The organism is Pseudoalteromonas sp. BSi20311, assembly GCF_000239875.1.
GTDB lineage: Bacteria > Pseudomonadota > Gammaproteobacteria > Enterobacterales > Alteromonadaceae > Pseudoalteromonas.
Genome location: NZ_BADU01000065.1, coordinates 48,072 through 70,206 on the forward strand (window position 1 = coordinate 48,072; position 22,135 = coordinate 70,206).

The following is a 22,135-nucleotide window of genomic DNA, read 5'->3' on the forward strand; positions in this document are numbered from 1 at the left end:
TGTTACAAACTCCCACGCGCAAATTTAAACGCCGCGCCTTGCTGCGCTTGTTTTACTAGGTAGAACGCTTCTTTAAGCTGATGACGTTCTAACGAATTGAGTTTGTCTGGGTTAATGCAATTACTAGGTAACCCTTCTTCATTTATTTGCGTGCGCAGCCGAAGCTGAGTTAAAAATCGCCAACAATCTTTTAAATTATAAATATCTTCTTTGCTTAATAGTGAATACTTTAATAAAGCATCCAACCTCTCTTGGGTGTTAGCACGGCGAATGCCTACTTTTAATGCATAAAGTCGCGCTAGATCGTTAATGATCACCACCCCGCGCTTTTTAAGATCGATGTATTTATGGTGTTGCTCTGTTTTTTCGGTTTTAAAGTTATTAAATAAACCAATCGGCGCACTATTAGCGTTAACATCGCTGGCCATTGCCGCATAAAAAAGATCGTTGCGAGAAATATGAGTTAATTCTTCACAAAACTGACTATAAAGTGTGGTGGATCCTTCAATAAAACGCAGATCAAAAAAGATTTTACAGTTTAACATTGCTTGGGGTGTGGGACTGGTGATCCACTTTAAAAACTTCGCCCGCCAATCACTAACACTCATTCGACACGCATCACTGCTAGCCATTATGTTACCGGGGCAACGACGAATGCCGCACTCAACTAAGTTTTCACATACAAATTCGCCCATCTGTTTAAAATATGCGTGCTGCTCATCATTTAAACCATCAGGTAATAACAAGCCATTATCTTGATCTGAATGCAGTGTTTGCTCTTCGCGCGCTTGAGAGCCAAAACAAATAAAACTAAAACTGGTAGGCGCGGCGCCATGGTGTTGTTGAAATAAAAAAATGAGTCGCGAGGTCAACGCATCGGTTAAACCGCTGAGTAACTTTCCGATCAGCGAAATATCATCAATATTATTTGAAAACCCTTTTAATAACTCAGGAATTTCTTTCGCGTAACGTTTTAAATCAGCCACATTATGGGCCTTGTAAATACGACCAATTAGCTGCACTGGGTCGCTTTTTTGTTGGCGTAGTAAGTCTGTACTGGTGATCATTCCTAGCGGTTTGTGGTTTTCGTCAAGCACAGGTAAATGATGAATATTATGCTTAAGCATTAAGTGCAGCGCTGAAAATACGCGGTTATTTTCAAATATAAACTTAGGCTTATTGGTCATAATACTATTGATAGCTTGCGCGGGATCTACTTCATCAGCAAGCACTCGGTTACGTAAATCCCGATCTGTAACTACTCCAACAAGATGCGAATTTTCGGTGATCATCATTGATGAAATCCCATGCTCTTGCATTTTTTTAGCACTATTACGGATGCTGGCATCGGGGGGCAGCGTAATCGCTTTGCGAGTCATGATCTCTGATATTTTACGCTCAGACCAGCTGTCGTTGTTACTTTTATAATGTGATGACAGCAATCGATTAGCATGAGCACGAACAAAGTATTGCTCGAATGCTTTATATTCTCGACGTAAGTAATCAAAATCCGTTTGCTCGAGCATATAGACAATGCCCTCTTTTTGTACTTCTAAACTGTTTTGTATTGAATCTCCCGTCAGTAACGAGGGGTAACCAAAGTAATCACCTTGAGTTAAACGCGTTACCGTATCGCCTTGAGCATCCACTAAATCGTATAACCCGGAACGAATTAAAAATAATTTAGGCTGTTCACTGTTAAGCCATTGCGTTTGGTTTTCTCGGGTCAAATAAATACTATCGAGATGGTTAACAAAATAACTGCAGGCGCTGTCCTGTAACATTGAAAATGGTGCTTGCTTGTTAATAAACTGCGCGACTTCCTGTTGCTCACTACTCATAAATCATCCTCAATAAAAAGCGACTTAACCTGAAATATGGTTATTTAATATAGCGATTATTTAATGTAGCCATTATTTAAACAAATAAAAAGCCCGACTTAAGTCGGGCTTTGATGCGTTATATCATTAGATATATGGATTAGTGAGCATGCGCTTCACTAGACCCTTTAGGATTACGAATACCTTCAACCATTTCTTGAATTTCAACTGGTGTCGGTTGAGTCATTTTCATAACACCTGCAGCTACTGCAAAGTTAATGATCATGCCTACTAAACCAATCCCTTCAGGTGAAATACCTAAGAACCAATTTTCTGGGCTATTAAGCTCTGGACTCACAAACTTGAAGTAGATGATGTATGCAGCAGTAAAGGTGATACCCGTTACCATGCCTGCAATTGCACCATGTTTATTCATAGATTTAGAGAAAATACCCATAATAATTGCAGGGAAGAAGCTCGCCGCCGCTAAGCCGAAGGCAAAGGCTACAACCGAGGCCACAAATCCTGGCGGGTTAATCCCAAAGTAGGCGGATATTACAATAGCAATCATCGCTGCCAACCTCGCTGCAAGTAACTCTTGCTTGTCGGTTATATCCGGTTTGAGTGTCCGTTTAAGTAAATCATGCGATACCGAGGTCGAAATTACCAATAGTAAGCCCGCTGTAGTAGATAGTGCCGCGGCAATACCACCAGCAGCAACGAGTGCAATAACCCAGGCTGGTAAATCTGCAATTTCAGGGTTCGCTAGTACCATAATATCGCGGTCAACGTTTACTTCGTTTGCGCTATTAGGGTCAGTGATTTTACCTGATGTGTAGAACATTTTGCCGTCACCATTTTTATCATTAAAGGTGATTAGGCCCGTACGTTCCCAGTTTTTGATCCATGCTGGCGCATCTGCATACGCTGTACCGCTTCCGTCTTTACCGTTAATTGTATCAATCATGTTTACACGGGCAAACGAAGCTACTGCGGGTGCTGTTGTGTATACAATAGCAATAAACACCAGTGTCCACGCAGCTGAAATACGCGTGTCTTTAACGCGAGGTACAGTGAAAAAGCGAACAATTACGTGTGGTAAACCGGCTGTACCCACCATAAGAGCACCTGTGATTGCAAATACATCAATCATACTCTTAGAGCCTTCAGTGTACTGACCAAACCCAAGCTCAGCACTTAAACCGTCTAGTTTATCCAATACATACATGCCTGACCCATCACTTAGCGTGGCACCAAACCCTGTTTGTGGGAAGAAATGACCGGTTGCCATCATAGAGATGAAAATAGCCGGTACTAAATAAGCAAATACTAGTACACAGTACTGCGCAACTTGCGTGTAAGTAATACCTTTCATACCGCCAAGTACGGCATAAAAGAAAACAATAATCATGCCGATGTAAACGCCGGTTTCAATTTCAACTTCTAAGAAACGCGAGAACACCACACCAACACCACGCATTTGACCCGCAATGTAAGTAAAACAAATAAAGATGGCACATAAAATAGCCACTAAACGCGCAGTACGTGAGTAGTAACGGTCACCGATAAAGTCTGGCACGGTAAACTTGCCGAATTTACGTAAGTAAGGCGCTAAACACATAGCCAGTAGTACATAACCACCGGTCCACCCCATTAAGTAAACACTTCCGTCGTAACCCGCAAACGAGATGATACCCGCCATTGAAATAAATGACGCAGCACTCATCCAATCCGCAGCAGTTGCCATACCATTAGCAAGTGGAGGTACACCACCACCAGCAACGTAGAATTCATTTGTTGACCCAGCACGAGCCCAAATTGCAATACCGATATAAAGCGCAAAGCTTAAACCGACGATTATAAATGTGAGTATTTGAACATCCATTGATTAGCTCCTATTCGTCTACGCCATATTTTTTATCTAACGTATTCATTTTGAAAACGTACACAAAAATCAAAGCCACAAAGGTATAAATCGCGCCTTGCTGGGCGAACCAGAAGCCAAGTTTAAACCCAAAAAAACGTACTTCGTTAAGTACATCAACCAGTAATATGCCAAAGCCGAAAGAGACTACAAACCATACTGCTAATAATTTAAACAGTAATGAAATGTTTTCTGCCCAATAAGCTTTTGCTTGTTCTTCATTTTTAAAAGCCTATTTTTATTTTCCCCTTTAAACATCACAAGATTGTGATGGGTGGTTTTTTATATTCGTTAACCAATTTAGCAATGCAATTCAAATATTGAATTGCGACAATAGTCGTAACAACATATTAACGTTTTCGTAAACTGCTAGCGATTGATTAATAAACAAACCATGAACTACTTTAGTTTCAGTAGCTTAATGAATTTTAATAACTGAGGTTTTTAGCCGAATTTAAACAAACCGTGGGAATAAGACATTAGTCTAACTAAATAGACAAATAAAAATTAAAGCATATAAATCAGTATGTTATTTTATTTATAGATAATATAAATAAAATGTATACCCCCTACTTTATCCACAACTAGGTATTGTAAATAAGCAAACTACTTCAAACTCCAACTGACGCTCGCATCTTGAGATAGTTTGGGTATAGTTATGGCAAATTATAAAAATATTCTATGAGGTTAAATAAACATGACGGCTGTACTACTGATCGTTGCCTTTGGCTACATAGGTCTGCTGTTTTGGCTGGCAAATTGGGGCGATAAGACCACGCCACTGGCCAAGCGTATTAGTCATCACCCATTTGTGTATTCATTTGCATTGGGGATTTATTGTACTTCGTGGACTTACTATGGTTCGGTAGGCACCGCAGCTACCAGTAGTTGGAGCTTTTTGCCTATTTTATTAGGGCCCGCTTTACTGTTTTTTTTCGGCCAAGGCTTTTTACGTAAACTGGTATTGGTGAGTAAAAAACAAAATATTACCACCATTGCCGACTTTATCTCAGCACGTTACGGCAAACGCCAAACCACCGCCATCATGGTGACCATTATCGCCTTATTGGCCACTATTCCTTATATTGCTCTGCAATTAAAAGCGCTCAGTTCTAGCTTTTTACTTTTGCAAAGCAGTAATCAGATATCTGGGGACATTTTGGCGTTATCGGCCACGTTAATGATGGCGCTATTTGCTATATTTTTTGGCACGCGTAAAGTTGATGTAACCGAGTATCGCTCAGGTTTAATGCTCGCAGTGGCGTTTGAATCGCTAATAAAGTTGTTTGCTCTAGCCGCTGTAGCAGGGCTTGCAATATATAGCTTATTTAATTTACCTGCAGAGAGTTCTAGCCAAGTTGCCGAGTCCATTTGGCTGCATTGGGCACAGTTTGACTTTTTTAGCTTTAACTTTGTAGGTCAGTCGCTGATGGCGGCAGCGGCTATTATTTGTTTGCCACGGCAATTTCATGTAACCGTGGTTGATAACCAAGATAAGCGCCATTTATTCACTGCTCGCTGGGCTTTTCCATTGTACTTGTTATTGACCGCAGCAATGATTTTACCTATTGCCACCGCTGCTATTCATCCAGAAATTGGCCGCAGCTTATCACCAGACAGCTTTGTACTGGCACTGCCTATGCTGCACGATAACGCTTTTTTAACCACCTTTGTATTTATAGGTGGGCTTTCAGCTGCCACGGCCATGATTGTTGTAGCCACGCTTACGCTAAGTACCATGATCTCCAACGATGTGGTGCTGCCCTTAATGTTACGCCGTAAATTTAAACGTAATTTAATCACTAGCAGCTACAAATCTCGTATTTTGTTGGTGCGTCGATTTACCATTGCCGGGGTGCTTATTTTAGCCTACTTCTATCAGCAATGGTTTGGTAATGGCAGCGCGCTGGCCAGTATGGGATTAGTGGCTTTCTCACTGGTGTCGCAGTTATTACCTGCTATTGTAGGTGGTTTATATTGGCGAAAAGGCCATGCTTATGGTGTTTATGCCGGGCTACTCGCTGGGGTCATTTGTTGGGTACTGTTTTTAATGCTGCCTATTTTAGAAGCCCCTAACCCACTAGACAGTGAGCTACAACAAACACTTATAACTCGAGGCACCTTAATCGCGTTGTTTGCTAATATTGGCTGTTACATTAGCTTTTCCTTGGGAGCTGAAGAGCGCTTAATTGATAAAATTCAAGCGGCGGCATTTGTTAATCCTAAAGATCAGGCCATTTTATCTCGTCGCTTAAATAAAAACGTAAAAGCCACGGTGTATGACTTTAAAATTTTACTGCAAACCTTTTTAGGTATTCAACGTAGCCAACAAATTTTATCGCATTACGCACTCCATCATGATTTAAACGACAACAACGCACACCCTCGCGCTGACTTTATTGCCTACTGCGAACGCGCACTGACAGGCGTATTAGGTGCCTCTTCTGCGCAAGCACTTATTCACACCGTATCGTCTGGCAAACGAATGGCGTTTGAAGAAGTAGTAAACTTTTTTGATGAAACCACACAAGCACTGCAGTTTAATCAGAACTTACTATTTACCTCACTAGAAAACTTAAGCCACGGACTCTCTGTGGTAGATAAAGATCTTAACCTCGTTGCTTGGAATAAGCGCTACAGCGAAATGTTTAACTACCCTGAAGGCTTTTTACAAGTTGGCCAGCCTATTGAAGAAATAATACGGTATAACGCAGAGCGCGGTGAATGCGGCCCAGGTGAAATTGACCGCCATGTTGATAAACGGGTTCAGCATTTAAAAAATGGCAGTTCACATCATTTTATTCGCCATCGTCGAAATGGCCAAGTGTACGAAATGATAGGTAACCCACTGCCTGACGGGGGGTTTGTAACGAGTTTTTCTGATATTACTAATCATATTAGTACGCAAAATGCGCTCGAAGAAATTAATATGGACTTAGAAAACCGTATTGAAGCGCGCACCCAAGAAGTACAAACCATTAATAGTAGCCTGCAAGCACAAATCGATAGCCGCGTACAAACAGAGCAAGCACTCACTTTAGCTAAACGTGAAGCTGAGCAAGCAAATGATAGTAAAACTCGCTTTTTAGCACTCGCCAGCCATGATATTTTACAGCCACTCAATGCGGCACGTTTATACCTTGCCGCCATTGATGAAACCCAGTTAGATAGCACCAATAAAAATAATTTTAATAAGTTAGGTGATAGCCTAGATTCCACCGTGCATTTAATGTCGGCTTTATTAGAAATTGCCAAGCTAGAGCAAGGGGCAATGACCCCAAATCCCCGTCACTTTTGCATTGATGATATTTTAGACCCTCTTAAAAGCGAATATGCGATTTTATCGAGCGATAAAGGACTTTCATTTAAAGTACGTTCAAATCAACAAATAGTACACAGCGATATTACTTACTTGCGTCGAATACTACAAAACTTGCTGTCAAATGCGATTAAATACACCGAAGATGGCCGTGTGTTAATTGCCTGCAGAAACAGAAAACACAGTTTACGGATTGAAGTATGGGATACCGGCCCAGGTATTAGCGATATTGAACAAGCAAAAATATTTAACGACTTTTACCGAATTGAAGCGGGCGACAATAAAGGCGTTGGCTTAGGTCTAGGGGTCGTTAAACGTATGGCTGATTTATTGAGCCTGCCGATTGATGTGGTTTCATTACCCAATAAAGGCAGCCGATTTAGTATTGAAGTGCCTTATGGTGATGCGCAATTAGTACAGCAAAAACAAACCAGTCAAAATATAGTCGACAACCGCGCCGCGATAAATATTATTGCCGTTGACGACGACCCTGAAAACCTTGCAGCCATGGCCAGCTTATTGAAACGCTGGCAAGCAAATTACACCCTATTCGATAAAGTAGAAGCGGTGTTAACTTATGCAAAAGAACAGGGGGCACCTGATGTTATTTTAATGGACTATCAATTAGGTAATGATTGGGATGGCATTACGTTAATTAAAGCGCTACGCGAGATTTGGCAAAGCGATATTCCGGCTATTTTAATTACCGCAGTGCGTGACACTGAGCTAAAACAAACCACCAAAGCTGAAAATATTCATTATCTGAGTAAACCAGTAAAACCAGGTAAACTTAAAGCACTGCTGAATCACAGTACTTAACGTTCAATAAACGTGTTAGCCCAGTAAATACTGGGCTAACACCTAACTATAATTGCGCTTTCTGAGTTTTTGGAACAACCAACTAAGCCCTACCAGCGACAGCCCTAAACCAATGAAGGATAATGCTTTTAAAAGCCCCGTTAAGTTTGCCATATCAATTAAAAACACCTTAACAATTACAGCGCCAAGAATACCTAAACCAACATTTTGCAGTAACCGTTGCTGCTTTAAATGCCCGGCTATCACGACCAGTGCACCCAGTAACAACCAAATGACCGAATAGCTATATAGTTCAGCGTCACTGGTTGCTTTATCAAGGTAAATGAAGCCGCCTTGCCAATATTGGCGGATCAAGGTGTTGATAGCTAATACCGCTAATAAACCAGACACACCGAGTGTAATTTGACTCAATTTAGCATTTAACGATTTAACTAAACTCGCTAACCATAACGCCAGTAGGCTCGGTACCAACCAAATTAAAATCACCCAGTTAAATATTGGCGTTTCACCAACATAAAGACGCATTAATAACGGATTATCACCCAACGTTGTTTTAATTAACAATAAGCCAGCTAATGCAGATAATATAAGACCTGCTGTACGGTATAACTGACCTAATTGCCCAGCACTTTGCGCACGGTATAAATAAACGCAGCCTAAGCCAAGTAAGTTACAGCTAAGTAATACTTGCTCATAAAAACTTAAAGAAAAAAGTTGTGGGTAATGCCCTACCAGTTGATAACTGGTTTCGGTTGTCACAAATAACGCTAAGCAATGCAGTGCTGCTCCTTCGAGCCATATTTTTAGTTGTGAAGCATTAAAACATTTAGCCGCTGTAAAAAATAACCCAATACAAAGCGGGTAAACAACTAAGCTCCAATGCAAATCAAATAGTGTTAGCTCTTCATAACTAGGCGTCCAAGGTGATAGGGTTAGACGTAAAAGTAATGCCGCCACCAGCGCCTTTATTGGCCAGTGTGGCATTGCCACATTGTATTTTTTTATTAATAAGCTCAACAGTAATACTTGAACAGCCAGAGCAATGGTAAGGCCGCTATCGCTGAGTAACATAGTAATTGCTAAGGTAATATTGGCGTTTGCCCCTACCCAATAACTAAAGCGCTGCCATAAGGTTGTTTGATGCTGAGTAAATTTTATTAACACCGCACTCATTAAACATAGCAACACCGCCCAAAGTGGGTAAGCGGTTGCTAAAGCCGTGTTTGGGATCATCGCATACAAGGCGCCAACTAATGCAAACATGCTTAATGAAGCAAGCAAATGAAAGGTTAATCTTTTTGGGTATATATTGCCAAAATAAAGTCCATAGCCACTCAAGCCCAGAGCAAGTAATAAGCCTAATCCGTATTCATTTTTAAAAATAAATAACGCATCATCAAAGGTATAAGTTTGTTCAGCACTGATCACTAATAACAGCGCAATCACTAAAGAGACCCCTTGCCATGCATCCCAACGACTATTTTTTAGCACTAAAAATAGGAGTAAAACGATGCTTAATAACGCCACTATTTGCCATTGTATATTAAACACACTCAACAGCATGGCAACCATTAAAGGCGCAATAAAGGCCAGTAACAAACCATGATCTGGAAATAAATTAACTAACCGTTTAAAGCTGTGCGGGCGTACTTCAAGGGTTTTAAAGGTTAACCCTAAGCGTGCAATAGCGATTAATCCTAAAATACTTAACAACGCAAAAGCGCCTATTAACCACACTGTGTCGTAGGTAAATAAAGTGAGTCCAACCAAATACCAACTAATATGCCCTACCCATAGTAAATACCACAGCCAAACACGCTTTACTTTTTGTGCCACTACTGTCGCAGCAACACTCACAAGGGCAACATAAATAAGCAAAGAAAATAACTGCCCACTGCCCGTATTTACCCAAATAGGGACACTGTATGCGCCTATAATGCCTATTACTGCAAGTAAAGGGCCTAGCTTTATTGCCATTGCACTAGCACACAGAGCAATAACTGCTAAGCCAATAAACGCCCACTCAGCACTGAGCATGCTAAAGCTGTTATAAGCTAAAAACATTAAGGCAAAACAGGTTATAAAGCCGCCACTAGCCAAGGCTGCAGGAATATAATTATTAAAGCCTTCAAAAACGATTCGTTTATAATGTAAATAGGTCGCCGCTGCGATTAAGCCAACACCAAATAACCCACCAGCACTGAGCCTCATTGCTGGTGAAAGTAGCCCCGCCTCTAAACTGTATTTTGCTAAAAATACGCCACCTAAAGCCAAAGCAATAGCACCAATCCAGGTCATCCAATTTTGCTCGAAGCCTGCACGTAACTGCTTAAAGAGCAGTTCAATACTCGATGGTTTTTTAGCTATCGTTTTACGAACTGATGTAGGTTTAATGCTCACTGGTTTATAAACAGCGGCTGGAATATCTGAGCGGTGTAGAGATTTTGCATTATCTATTTGAGGATCGGCGGGAGATTTTTCATTTATTGCTGCATTTGCATTTAACTCAAACTGAAATAGTTTTAGTTTTAATGCTGCAACCTCTTGTTTTAGGGAGTTCAATTGCACTAAGGCTACTAACCCACATATGGCCCCTGCAACAATCGCAATAGATATAATAATTGCTAATCCGATTAACTCATCCATACAATTCCTTTTTATCTCGTAACAAGAGTTCCCAAAAATAGCACAAGCGAAGTCTATTTCATAAAATTACTATGTTTAAGCAACCTCAAGGCGATCACGGCCTGCTTTTTTGGCTCGGTATAATGCTTGATCAGCACGTTTCATCACATTATCAAAGCTCTGCTCACTGCTACGATGTGCAATACCAATGCTAACCGTTAAAGAGCGCTGGTTTTGCACTGTAATAGTGCGAGCAGTTTCTAGGATAGTCTGCGCAAAGTTAAGTACTTCATCAAGCTCATAACTAGGCAGATAAGCGGCGAATTCCTCTCCCCCTATGCGAGCAAATGTATTTTCATTCTTAAATAGCGCATTCACTTTGCTAGCAAATTCTTTCAGCACCTGATCGCCCACATCATGACCAAAGTCATCATTAATACGTTTGAAGTGATCAATATCTATGATTAAAACAGTATAGGGATTATTAACAATCCCCTTCACATGCTGATAAAAGCAGCGTCGGTTATACACTTTAGTTAAATCATCTATAATAAATTCTTGCGCCAAGCGGGTGTGCATTCTCTGCATGAAATGCATGGTTTTAAATAAACCATAAGCAGTAACTAACATGCCGAGTGTTCTACATAAATCTTCGATGTAGTTACTCACCCAAAAAGGCTGACGTGTCACTTCATCAAGTACATCGGCAGTAGAGCCTACAATCCATAGCATCAAACCGATACTGACATATACATAGGCTTTTTTGGCTAACTGTGAACATTGCACCACAAAGAAAATAGTGAAAATAACCACCAAATTAATAAAGTCAGTGGTAAAGCCATAGAGATTTTGTGTTATGTCTATTGGAGGGAAGCGCATTAACGAAAAAATTGAAAAGCCAATAATAAATGCCAGCGTAGCTAAAATTAACAGCTTGTTTAATCTGGTAATTTTTACAAAACGGCTGAGCTTAAGGCTCACTTTTTCCGGATTCATCATAGGCTATATTAAAATTTATTATTGTTATTAAAACTATACCATAAACTAAAACTGATTAATTTTAAATTAATGTGCTTATAATCCAACCAATCGCAACTAAAATAGTTAGTCCAATCATGGCCTTAGTTTTGTGCTTGCTGATAATACGTTCAGCTTGATTACCCGCATAATACACCACTATTGCTAAACCAAAATAACGTATAGAGCGAGCAATCGCGCTTGCTAATAAAAACAGCGCCAGCGAATACTTAGTCGCGCCAGCGGCCAACATCGCAATTTGAAACGGAATAGGCACGATACCTAGGCTTAATACAAACCAAAACCCTTGTGACTGCATTTTCTGTTTTACGTTTTCAAACTGCTCAGGGCTTGAGAATGTATTGATAACCCAATCGCCAATCACATCAAATAAGTAATAACCTAAAGCGTAGCCAAATAGCGCCCCCACAATACAGCCTAGTGTTGCCATAAGAGCAATTTGCCACAGTTTTTCGCGCCTTGCCTGCATTAAGGGCACCAAAACAGCTTCGAGTGGAATGGGCACTATGGTGGATTCTAAAAATGAGGCAATAGTAATTCCACCGAGCATATTTTTAGACTCAATAAATTGACGTGTTTTTTGCTTGAGCTTTTTTTGTACTGCCATAAACGTCCTGTTAGCAATGAGGTAAGTGATTAAATCATCTCATAATAAGGTTAATGCTACCTGAAGAAATACAACCAACATAGTAATCAGCAAAAGACTGCTTTATTATCTTTATATACCATTATACTTTTAAAATTTTCACAATATGCAAACTGCTCGCTACATTCCTTTTAGAAAACACGACATCATTACAATGTGCGCCAAAGAGCTTACCAAAGACCAACAAACTTCTTTTAAGCAGCTTTGTGAACTTTTAGCCAGCTTAATTCACTTTCAGTACCACGGCACACTTGAGTCATTAAAAAACAATTACGCGCCTTTTGATCCAAATAGCGATACCCGTTTAATAAACAGTGTGACTGATGAGCAAAAAGCCCAGTGCCAACGCGATTTTGCTAGAGATTTTGCCAATGTATTAAACGCGGCTAATTTTGAAGTGATCACCCATCAAGACTTACAAGATGCACTCAACGAAGAATCACTTTTTAAAGTACGCCTTGAGGTGGAGTTTGAGGATTTTGAAGAAGTGGTTTTTTATCGCCGAGGCGAATCACAGCTGAGCGAAACCATAACCAGTTTTTGGGGATTACGTAAAAAGCCACTGCATTTTACTAATTACGATCGTGTGGCGGTATTTATTCGCTTTAAAGATAAAGCCTATTTTGAATCAAAAAATAAACTACCTATGGGGTTTGAGCCCAGTTCAACCATAGTAAAACTATTTCAAAATGTGCCAAAAGCCGATCTGGAAATGCTATTTCCTAATAGCGAAGTACGAATGCGCCCTATCGATAAAATTATTATTGGCTCGTCAGCTTTAGTGGGGGGTGCCGTAGTGCTTATAACAAAATTAGGTGCATCGCTTGTTTTATTATTTGCGCTATTTGCATTTTGGGGAGGCTTTAGAGATGAAGCCGTAGAAATGACCCAACAGCATTTTATTACCTTTGCTATTGGTATGGGGGTATTTGGCAGCTTTATTTTTAAAGAGTGGAGTAAATTTAAAAACCGCAAAATTAAATTTATGAAAGCGCTGAGCGATAATCTGTACTTTAAAAACCTAGATAACAACGCCGGTGTATTCCACACTCTCATTGATGCTGCCGAAGAAGAAGACATTAAAGAAGCCCTGCTTGCGTATACGTTTTTACTAAAATCTAAAAATGGCTTAAGCACACAAGCGCTTGATGAGCAAATAGAGACGTGGTTTAAAACTAAGTATCAATGCGAGTTAGATTTTGAAATTAGCGACGCGCTTGAAAAGCTTAAACGTATGCATTTAGTAACTTGCACAAACACCCTATATAACGCAGTAAATCTAGAGCACGCAAAAGTCATATTAGATGAGCGCTGGGATAACCTGTTTCAATATAACTAAGCAACTAGTTACACAACAAAAAAGCAGCTGAAACTTCAGCTGCTTTTTTCATTATTACCTAATTGGTAATTAAGCTGTTTGCTGCTTTTTAAATTTTGCATGCACTAATTTATAAAGTGCGGGCAAAATTAACAACGTGAGCAAAGTGGATGATATAATTCCACCTACTACCACGGTTGCCAAAGGCCGTTGTATTTCAGCGCCGGTACCGGTATTTAGCGCCATAGGTATAAAGCCTAAACTAGCCACAAGCGCGGTCATTAGCACTGGGCGTAATCGCTGCAATGCCCCGCTATGTATTGCATAATATAAGCTTACCCCCTCTTTTCGTAACTGCTTAATGAACGACAACATCACTACACCGTTTAATACCGCAACACCACTTAGAGCAATAAACCCCACACCCGCTGAAATAGAAAGCGGCATATCTCGTAGCAATAATGCCAACACCCCACCGGTTAGTGCCAGTGGTACACCACTGAATATAATCAGTGAATCACGCAGCGATCCAAAAGCACTATAAAGTAAGCCAAAAATAAGCAATAAAGTCACAGGCACTACCAACGACAACCGTTTACTCGCAGATTGTAATTGCTCAAACGTACCGCCGTATTCAAGCCAATAACCGCTGGGTAGGTTAAGTTGTGCGTTCATAGTCGCTTGGGCATCTCTTACAAAGCTGGCTAAATCGCGTCCTGTTACATTAGCTGTTACTACCACATTGCGCTTGCCGCTTTCGCGATTTATTTGATTAGGGCCTTTTTCAATACTGATTGTAGCCACTTCTCCAAGCGGTACAAATGCAAGTTCAGGGTTACTACTTTGAGGTAACGCAATAGGTAAACGCGCAAGCGCAGAGACATCTTCAGACCAACGCTTATCTAAGCGCACCAATAACGAAAAGCGCTTATCACCCTCATAAATTAGCCCTGTTTGCACCCCACCAACAGCAGCGGCAAGAGTTTGTTGAATGTCGTTTACGGTTAATCCTAATAGCGCCATATGATCTCGCATTGGGGTAACAGAAAGTGTAGGCAAGCCCTCCATTTGCTCTAAACGAACATCGGTAGCACCGGTAATATTTCGCATTAAGCTTGTGGCTTTTTCGCCAAATTGCTTAAGTATGGCTAAATCATCACCGTAAATACGCAGCGCTACATCGGCACGCACACCGGCAATTAACTCGTTAAAGCGCATTTCTATAGGCTGGGTAAATTCATAGTTATTACCCGGTACCTCATTCACACGATGACGAATGCGCTGCACTAACGCGTCTTTACTTAGTGATGGATCAGGCCATTGCGCACGCGGCTTTAACATTAAAAAAGTGTCGGCAACATTAGGCGGCATAGGATCGCTGGCTACATCCGCGGTGCCAATCTTTGAAAATACGTTCGCAATTTCAGGTTGCGCTAATAAAGCCTGCTCCAACTGCTTTTGCATTTGCACCGATTGTTCAATACCGGTGCCAGTAATACGCAGCGCATGCATTGCAATATCACCTTCATCAAGCTGAGGTAAAAATTCGGCGCCCATATTTTTAACTTTAAAGCCAAGTACCAGCACTAAAACAGTGGCAATGCTTATCATAAGCCACGGTAATTTAAGCGATAAATTAAGCAGTGGCTTGTAGATTTTTTTAACGCCACGCATTACTGCGTTTTCGCTTTCATCTACTTTACCACGCACAAATACGGCAATAGCCGCCGGCACAAAGGTAACAGCAAAAATAAGTGCACCTATTAACGCGGCAACAACGGTAAACGCCATGGGCTGAAACATTTTGCCCTCAACACCACTGAGCGCAAAAAGCGGTAAATACACCAACATAATAATTAAAATACCAAATACCGCGGGGCTAAACACTTCTTTGGTGGCTGAAGTGACAACCTCTAAACGCTCACTGAGCGTAAGTAAGCGGCCATGTTTATGTTGAGCCATCCCTAATTGACGAAGGCAGTTTTCAACCACAATCACCGCGCCATCTACAATTAATCCAAAGTCGATTGCACCTAAGCTCATTAAATTACCTGAGACTCGATTGCCCACCATGCCAGTAATAGCAAATAGCATACTGAGCGGAATAACCATGGCGGTAATAAGCGCACCAGTGATATTCCCAAGCAATAACAATAAAATGACGATGACCAATACCGCCCCTTCAAACAGGTTTTTTTCTACTGTAGCGATGGTTTTATCAACCAGATTGGTGCGGTCATAAACAGGCTCAACAATAACCCCTGCAGGTAAACTTTTTTGTACTTGTATAAGCTTATCAGCCATGGCTTTAGCAACCACACGGCTGTTTTCACCTATGAGCATCATTGCCGTGCCTAATACGGTTTCTTCGCCATTATAGGTAGCCGCGCCGGTTCTAAGCTCTTTTCCTAAGTATACATTTGCCACGTCTTTAATTCGCACAGGGGCATCATCACGCTTGGCGATAACGGTGTTTGCTATATCCGCTAATGTTTTTAATTGCCCAGGCGAGCGCACCAAATATTGGCCGTCAAAGCGCTCTATATAACCGGCCCCGCGGTTGCTGTTATTAAGCTCAAGAGCGGTTATAACATCCTTAATTGTCAGCTTATAAGCAATCAGCTTTTCTGGTATGGGCGCAACTTGGTACTGGCGCTCAAAGCCACCTTGGCTATTTATTTCGGTTACGCCTTTTACTTTTAAAAGCTGCGGACGAATAACCCAGTCTTGTAAAGTACGTAAATCTTCGGCGCTGTAAGGCATACCATCACTTTTTAACGCATCGGGTTTTGCATGCACGCTATAGGTAAATATTTCACCTAAACCACTGGCAATAGGTCCAAGGTTTGGCTCAACATTATTAGGTAAATCGGCGCGAATACTTTGAATACGCTCTCCAATTTGTTGACGCGCCCAATAAATATCGGTGCCTTCATCAAAAATAATGGTTACTTGAGAAAGCCCATAGCGAGAAAGCGAACGGGTGTAATCAAGCTTAGGAATACCCGCCATCGCTGTTTCGACTAAGTAAGTGATACGCTGCTCAACTTCAAGCGGCGTAAAACCAGGCGCTTTAGAGTTAATTTGCACTTGTACATTGGTAATATCGGGTACCGCATCTACCGCTAAGTTTTGGATGTTATACACACCAAACCCAGCAAATAAAAATGTTAGTGCCAGTACCATCATGCGGCGTTTAACCGCAAAAGAAACAATCCAGTTAATCATGGTACCTCCTAGTGTGCGTGACTTGCGCCGCTTTTTAAAATGTCGGCTTTGATCACATAGCTATTGGCAGTGACGTACTCGCTACCTGGGCTTAAACCCGCGATCACTTCAACCCACTCGCTACTTTTTGCGCCTAAAGTAACAGGGCGTACTTCAAATACACTATTTTTACGCACAAACACACTCGTCATACCATTAAACTCTTGAATAGCCTCAGGCTTTACACGCACGCGGGCATTAACTTTATCGATACTGACATCACTATTAACATGCATACCTGGACGCCAATGACCATCTGGGTTATTAAGCTCAATACGGGCACGTGCAATGTGCCCGCCAGTCATCATAGGTGCTATAAAAAACACCTTACCTTGGGCATTTAAATGATGATGTAAATCGTATACCGTGGCGCTTTGACCAATGGCTAGGTTTTCAATATTTTCAGGAAAGGCTGAGAGCTCAACCCATACTTTATCAAGGTTCACGACTTGCATTAGCGCACGAGCACTTGCCAGTTCGCCACGCTTTAAATATTGTTCGGTTACCACACCGCTAATAGGGCTTTTAATGCTGTAGTTTTGCAAAGTTTCGCGATTGGTGACGCTGGCTAGTACCTCACCTTTTTGAACGGTTTGACCTATGCTGACAAAAATATCGCTGATCAATCCGGTATATGGCGCCATAATTTCTACTGTGCCATGCTGTGTCGGTGCAATAACACCAAACAGCGTGTCAGAAATATCAACCTCGCCACTTTGTGCTATCTCCGTTTTAATACCCGCACCTTCAATTGCTCGCTCGCTCAGCACAGTGCGGCCTTCGTGTTGGGTGTACTCAAAAATAACGCGTTCACCTTTATAATTAGCAGTAATGAAAAGCGCAAACGAATGTGGCTCATTTATGGGTTGCGTGCTAACAAGGTAGCCATTCTCACGCGTAAATTGTATTTTTTGCGGCGCTTCTACTAATCGTTTTAAGTTCATTTCGATGCTTAAATCGTTTATATCTACCGGCTGATTTTGCTCATAACCATATAGGCGCAGCTCAACTTTACCTGCAAATTCTTGCAGCTTTAACTCAAGAGTGAGCTTTTCGTTAGTTAATAAAAAGCCGCCATGTGGACCTTGTTTTTGGGCTTGCTCTGTTTGGTCATGTTCTGCTGAGGCAAATACATGTGTGCTTGTTAAGCTAGCTACAAACGAGAGAAATACTAATAATGCGATAAAAGTGTTGTTCATGATTGAAAAGTCTCAGTTAAAGATTGGCCAGTTAAACGCTCAAGTGCGAGATGGGTCTGATATAACGCTGCATATGTGTTAATCAACGCGCCTTTAGAGTCAAAAAGAGCTTGTTGAGCATCGAGCAATTGCAACACCGAAATTTGTCCGCGTTGATAGCTTTTTAAACTTTGCTCAATGAGTGTTTGGGCTTGGGGAATAACTTGCCCAGATAACAACTGTGCCTGTAATGTCTTACCTTGGTAATAGGCATACAAAGTACGAACTTGCTGACGTAATTGAACCCGTAACAGTCCTTGCTGCTCACGTAACAATGCTAACTGACTGTTAGCTGCTTCAATATTACCGCTATTTGAGTTACTCAATTGCAACGGCATTGAAAACGAAAACAGCAATGAACTGGTATCGTTTTGCTGGTTGTAACGCAGGCCTGCACCTACATTAATGTCACTTTGCCCATTGGCTTTTTGCAGCGTTAAGTTGGCCGCTTGCTGTAAGTATTGCTGCTGTAACATAGCAAAATCAGGCGCTTGGTTAACCGCATCAAGTAACCCTTGCTCAGATTTAAGCGGCATTAATGTATTAATATTCCCAGCTAAATCCGTGTAATCATGTTGCTTATTCCATAGCTCATTGAGCGATAAACGTGCTCGCTCAAATTCGCTATTTAGCTTCGCTTTATCAAGCTCAACTTGGCTAAGCGCATAACGCATACGGGTTACATCCGCTTGCGATACAGCGCCGGCATCAGCTCGTTGCGTTATTGCTTTAAGTGCTTGGCTTACAACCTGATGTCGTTCGCTATTGAGAGAAAGTAAAGTTTGAAATTTAAGCGCCTCGTAATACCGCTCACCAGTGGTTGCCAATAAGGCTAAACGAGTATTTTGATATTGTATTGCTTGGGCTTTAATGTTTGCCGTAGCGTAATTTATACGGCTTTGGCGTTTATCTCCAAGCTCTATAAGCTGGCTAAATGCCAAGGTTATTTCAGCGTCTTGCACACCACGTGCATCGTTTGTCCCCAGCAGATTTTCAGCTTCTATATTTAAGATAGGGTTAGGCGAAAGTGCAGCTTGAGATTTAAGCGCGCTGAGTATTTTTTGATGATAAGGGTAGCGTTTTAATAGCGGATTTTGTTGCTCGGTATTTATCAACGCTTGTTTTAGAGTTAGTGTTTTAACATTTGCAAACGCACTAAAAGCAGGCAGCGTGCACAGCATCACCACCAACATAATTGATTTTTTATTCATATAGCTTGTCCGTTTTTAATAAACAGAGTTCACTTGCAAACCATTCACAACCTACGCAAAAGATAGCGACAGTGTAAATTGCTCAGCAATCTAAACATGCCTATAACGGCCCATAAAACACTTATGTGTAGGCAGCTAAAAGCACAGTAATTAATTGAAATTAAATTAAGAACTAGCTAAATGAATTCGGTGGCGGTACGTCTGGTGGATAATGTAAGCCGTGATAGCATGTCGCTAAAGTTGGTTTACTTTTCTCGGGAGTTATTGAGTGATTTGAGTTGTGGCTATAACCACTGTGGCAATGCTGGTGAGCATGTATTTCTGCTGTTGGGGCGCTGTCGTTATCATCAGCAGTTTAGCTACTTTGCGAAAATGAGCTATTTACGTGATCAACGTCTTCTTGTAAATGGTACGCGGCGCCATCACAGCTTATAAAGCTATGCACAAGCACAAGTAACATTACAATTAAAAAACGATTTGAACGCACAGTTAAACGAATTCCTTATTGAAATACACGATTAGTTAAGCTCATTACTTATCTAATTCAGCACTGTACCTGAAAATACCTAAAAAAGTAATGCAGCAAAATAAAATTTTATTTCATTCAATCTTATTTTGCTGCAAAAAGCCGCTAACCAATCTTAGCGGTCAATATTAACCGTTATTAAGCAACCGCTTGCTCTAAAATTTCACGGCTTTCTTTTAACGTAATAGCTTGGTTTTCACCAAGGGCAACCATGCCATGCGCTTCTAGTTTGCCAATAATATTATCAATGGCAGCCGCTTTATCATCGCCATGCTCAGTAAGCTCAGTGGCTACATCAAGACTGTGGTAAAACGCTTCAATTGCTTGAATTGTTTGCTCTGCTAAATCATCTGTTTGTGCAAGACCAAATACGTTTTTACCCATTTGTTCTAGTTTTGCTTTTTTAACTGTAAATTGGTTGCGCAGTAAAGAAGGCTGAACAATAGCCAGTGAACGTGCATGATCAACGCCGTAAGCAGCTGTAAGCTCATGGCCAATCATGTGGGTTGCCCAATCTTGTGATACGCCAGAACCAATTAAGCCGTTAAGTGCTTGGTTTGCAGCCCACATAAGGTTTGCACGCCATGCATCGTCTTGGTTTTCAAAGTTATCACCCAATGTTTTAAGCGCTTTTAACAATGCCTCTGCGTAACCTTCTTGAACAAGTGCACCTTCTGGGAATGTTAGGTACTGCTCACAGGTATGTACCCATGCATCTACTAAACCATTAACAAGCTGGCGCTGCGGTAATGTTTTCATTACATCAGGGTCCATAATGGCAAATTTTGGTAATACTTCTGGAGATGCAAACGGTAGTTTTTGCTTCGTAGCTTCTTTGCTTACTACTGAATTTTGATTAGATTCAGAACCCGTTGCTGGTAGCGTTAATACGGCACCTATAGGTAATGCGCTGGTAATTGTGTGCTTACCTGTAGGAATATCCCAACCTTCGCCATCATATACAGCAGATGCTGCAATGTATTTAACGCCGTCTATTACAGAGCCGCCGCCTACACCTAATACGAAATCGATATCTTGTTCTTTACAAATTTTTACTGCTTGGTCTAGTACTTCAATTGTTGGGTTAGCACCTACGCCCGAAAACTCTACCCAATCAAAACCTTCAAGTGCTGCTGCAACTTGGTCGTACACACCGTTCTTTTTAATAGAACCGCCACCGTACACAACTAATACTTTTTGATCTTTTGCGATCAAATCAGTAAGTGCGGCAATTTGTTGCTGACCAAATTGAATTAAAGTGGGATTTACGTAGCTAAATTTCATTATTTTGCTCCTAAAGGGGACGGTTAATTACTAAGCACCTTATCAATTCTTAAATAAAGTGTTGATAAATGCATAATAATGGCATAGTACATATATAAAAAGCCTAATAACTGCCAAAAGCTTGCCTAAAACTATCAGCGTTGTTATTTTACGCCAAATACCGTTAATTTAAGCCGCCCTTATGACGACCATCGCCACTTTGTTACAACAATACGCAGAGCATAATAAGTTGCTCAGCTTTGAAGGTACCATGGAAACAATTATTCCAGGGGTGTACTTTCATCGCGCGACAAAAAGCTCAGCGCGTCAGCCGCTTATTTATAATTCAGGTATTATTATCGTTGGCCAAGGACATAAAATTATTCACTTCCCTGAGCATCAAATTCAGTATGGTGCAGGCGATTATTTAGTACTAGGAGTGCCAGTACCACTAGAATGTGAAGCGTTTACTGATAATGATTTGCCGGTAATGGGTATTGCAGTTGATATAAACCCAGCCATGCTGCACAAATTGGTTAGCCAAATGATGCAACATAAGCCTATTTCACCACCGTTAACGCAAAGCGGAGCGGTACAAAGTGCCGCTTTAGATATGGCCATGGAGCAAGTCACTCACCGACTGTTAACAGTGTTAAACAATCCGCTTGAGGCTGAGGTATTTGGTGGCGATATAGTTAAGGAATTAGTATTTAGAGTACTGTGTGGCCCTCAAGGGCATACCTTAATTGGGCTTGCAATGCACGATGGCCATTACGCGCGCATAGCGCGTACTTTATCAACATTACATAGCAATTACGCAAGCCCTATTACCGTAGAGCACTTAGCTGAAGAAGTGAATATGAGTGTGTCATCTTTTCACCGTGCTTTTAAACAAGTTACGTTTGAATCCCCTTTGCAGTATTTAAAAAAAGTACGCTTAGCTAAAGCAAAAGAATTAATAACCACCTCTGGCAGTAAAGCTAACGAGGCCGCATTTAAAGTAGGTTACACCAGTGCGTCACAATTTAGTCGTGAGTTTAAACGCCACTTCAATAAAACCCCCAGTGAAATACATGTGTGATTAAAAATAACCCATTCTTGCGCTAAGTCATTATTTAAAT

At 41.1% G+C, this 22,135-nt stretch carries 12 protein-coding genes and 2 pseudogenes; 3 read left to right on the top strand and 11 right to left on the bottom strand.

What is annotated here, in order from left to right; translation table 11 throughout:
- Nucleotides 1–2: 2 nt before the first annotated feature.
- From P20311_RS07230 to P20311_RS18650, 3 genes and pseudogenes are all read right to left on the bottom strand, one after another.
- Nucleotides 3–1,841, bottom strand: coding sequence for a DUF294 nucleotidyltransferase-like domain-containing protein (locus tag P20311_RS07230; protein ID WP_008111208.1), 1,839 nt, complete (start codon nt 1,839–1,841; stop codon nt 3–5).
- Between the two features lie 139 nt (nt 1,842–1,980).
- Nucleotides 1,981–3,705, bottom strand: coding sequence for a sodium:solute symporter family protein (locus tag P20311_RS07235; protein WP_008111210.1), 1,725 nt, complete (start codon nt 3,703–3,705; stop codon nt 1,981–1,983).
- A 10-nt stretch (nt 3,706–3,715) separates the two neighbouring features.
- Nucleotides 3,716–3,976: pseudogene (locus P20311_RS18650) on the bottom strand (DUF4212 domain-containing protein); the annotation flags it as partial.
- 465 nt (nt 3,977–4,441) lie between these two features.
- Between P20311_RS18650 and P20311_RS07240 the strand changes: the two are divergent.
- Nucleotides 4,442–7,882, top strand: a complete 3,441-nt coding sequence (locus P20311_RS07240) for a PAS-domain containing protein (RefSeq protein WP_008111212.1) — start codon at nt 4,442–4,444, stop codon at nt 7,880–7,882.
- Between the two features lie 42 nt (nt 7,883–7,924).
- Here the strand turns inward: P20311_RS07240 and P20311_RS07245 are convergent, their stop codons facing one another.
- From P20311_RS07245 to P20311_RS07255, 3 genes are all read right to left on the bottom strand, one after another.
- Entirely contained in the window at nt 7,925–10,528 is a 2,604-nt protein-coding gene (locus P20311_RS07245) for a DUF2339 domain-containing protein (RefSeq protein WP_008111215.1), read from the bottom strand.
- Between the two features lie 75 nt (nt 10,529–10,603).
- The gene (locus P20311_RS07250) at nt 10,604–11,503 is read right to left on the bottom strand and encodes a GGDEF domain-containing protein (protein WP_008111217.1); all 900 of its coding nucleotides are present in this window, start codon (nt 11,501–11,503) and stop codon (nt 10,604–10,606) included.
- A 64-nt stretch (nt 11,504–11,567) separates the two neighbouring features.
- The gene (locus P20311_RS07255) at nt 11,568–12,152 is read right to left on the bottom strand and encodes a YqaA family protein (RefSeq protein WP_008111219.1); all 585 of its coding nucleotides are present in this window, start codon (nt 12,150–12,152) and stop codon (nt 11,568–11,570) included.
- 145 nt (nt 12,153–12,297) lie between these two features.
- Here P20311_RS07255 and P20311_RS07260 point away from each other — a divergent pair, with 145 nt between their 5' ends.
- The gene (locus P20311_RS07260; RefSeq protein WP_008464846.1) at nt 12,298–13,530 is read left to right on the top strand and encodes a TMEM143 family protein; all 1,233 of its coding nucleotides are present in this window, start codon (nt 12,298–12,300) and stop codon (nt 13,528–13,530) included.
- A 69-nt stretch (nt 13,531–13,599) separates the two neighbouring features.
- Here P20311_RS07260 and P20311_RS07265 read toward each other — a convergent pair whose 3' ends face one another.
- The 5 genes and pseudogenes from P20311_RS07265 to P20311_RS07285 form a co-directional block, all read right to left on the bottom strand.
- A complete protein-coding gene (locus tag P20311_RS07265) occupies nt 13,600–16,737 on the bottom strand; it encodes an efflux RND transporter permease subunit (RefSeq protein ID WP_008111223.1) in 3,138 nt (1,045 codons plus the stop codon).
- A gap of 8 nt (nt 16,738–16,745) precedes the next feature.
- Nucleotides 16,746–17,975 carry an efflux RND transporter periplasmic adaptor subunit gene (locus tag P20311_RS07270; protein WP_008111225.1) on the bottom strand — a complete coding sequence of 410 codons (1,230 nt, stop codon included), beginning with the start codon at nt 17,973–17,975 and terminating at the stop codon, nt 16,746–16,748.
- Nucleotides 17,972–19,225, bottom strand: a complete 1,254-nt coding sequence (locus tag P20311_RS07275) for a TolC family protein (protein WP_008111228.1) — start codon at nt 19,223–19,225, stop codon at nt 17,972–17,974. The genes P20311_RS07270 and P20311_RS07275 overlap by 4 nt, the downstream gene beginning before the upstream one ends.
- A 172-nt stretch (nt 19,226–19,397) precedes the next feature.
- Nucleotides 19,398–19,712, bottom strand: a pseudogene (locus P20311_RS19530) (hypothetical protein).
- A 177-nt stretch (nt 19,713–19,889) separates the two neighbouring features.
- Nucleotides 19,890–21,035: an iron-containing alcohol dehydrogenase gene (locus P20311_RS07285; protein WP_008111234.1), complete on the bottom strand. Its 1,146-nt coding sequence runs from the start codon at nt 21,033–21,035 to the stop codon at nt 19,890–19,892.
- Between the two features lie 181 nt (nt 21,036–21,216).
- On the opposite strand from P20311_RS07285, the gene P20311_RS07290 reads away from it, so the two are divergent.
- Entirely contained in the window at nt 21,217–22,095 is an 879-nt protein-coding gene (locus P20311_RS07290) for an AraC family transcriptional regulator (protein ID WP_008111236.1), read from the top strand.
- Nucleotides 22,096–22,135 lie beyond the last annotated feature (40 nt).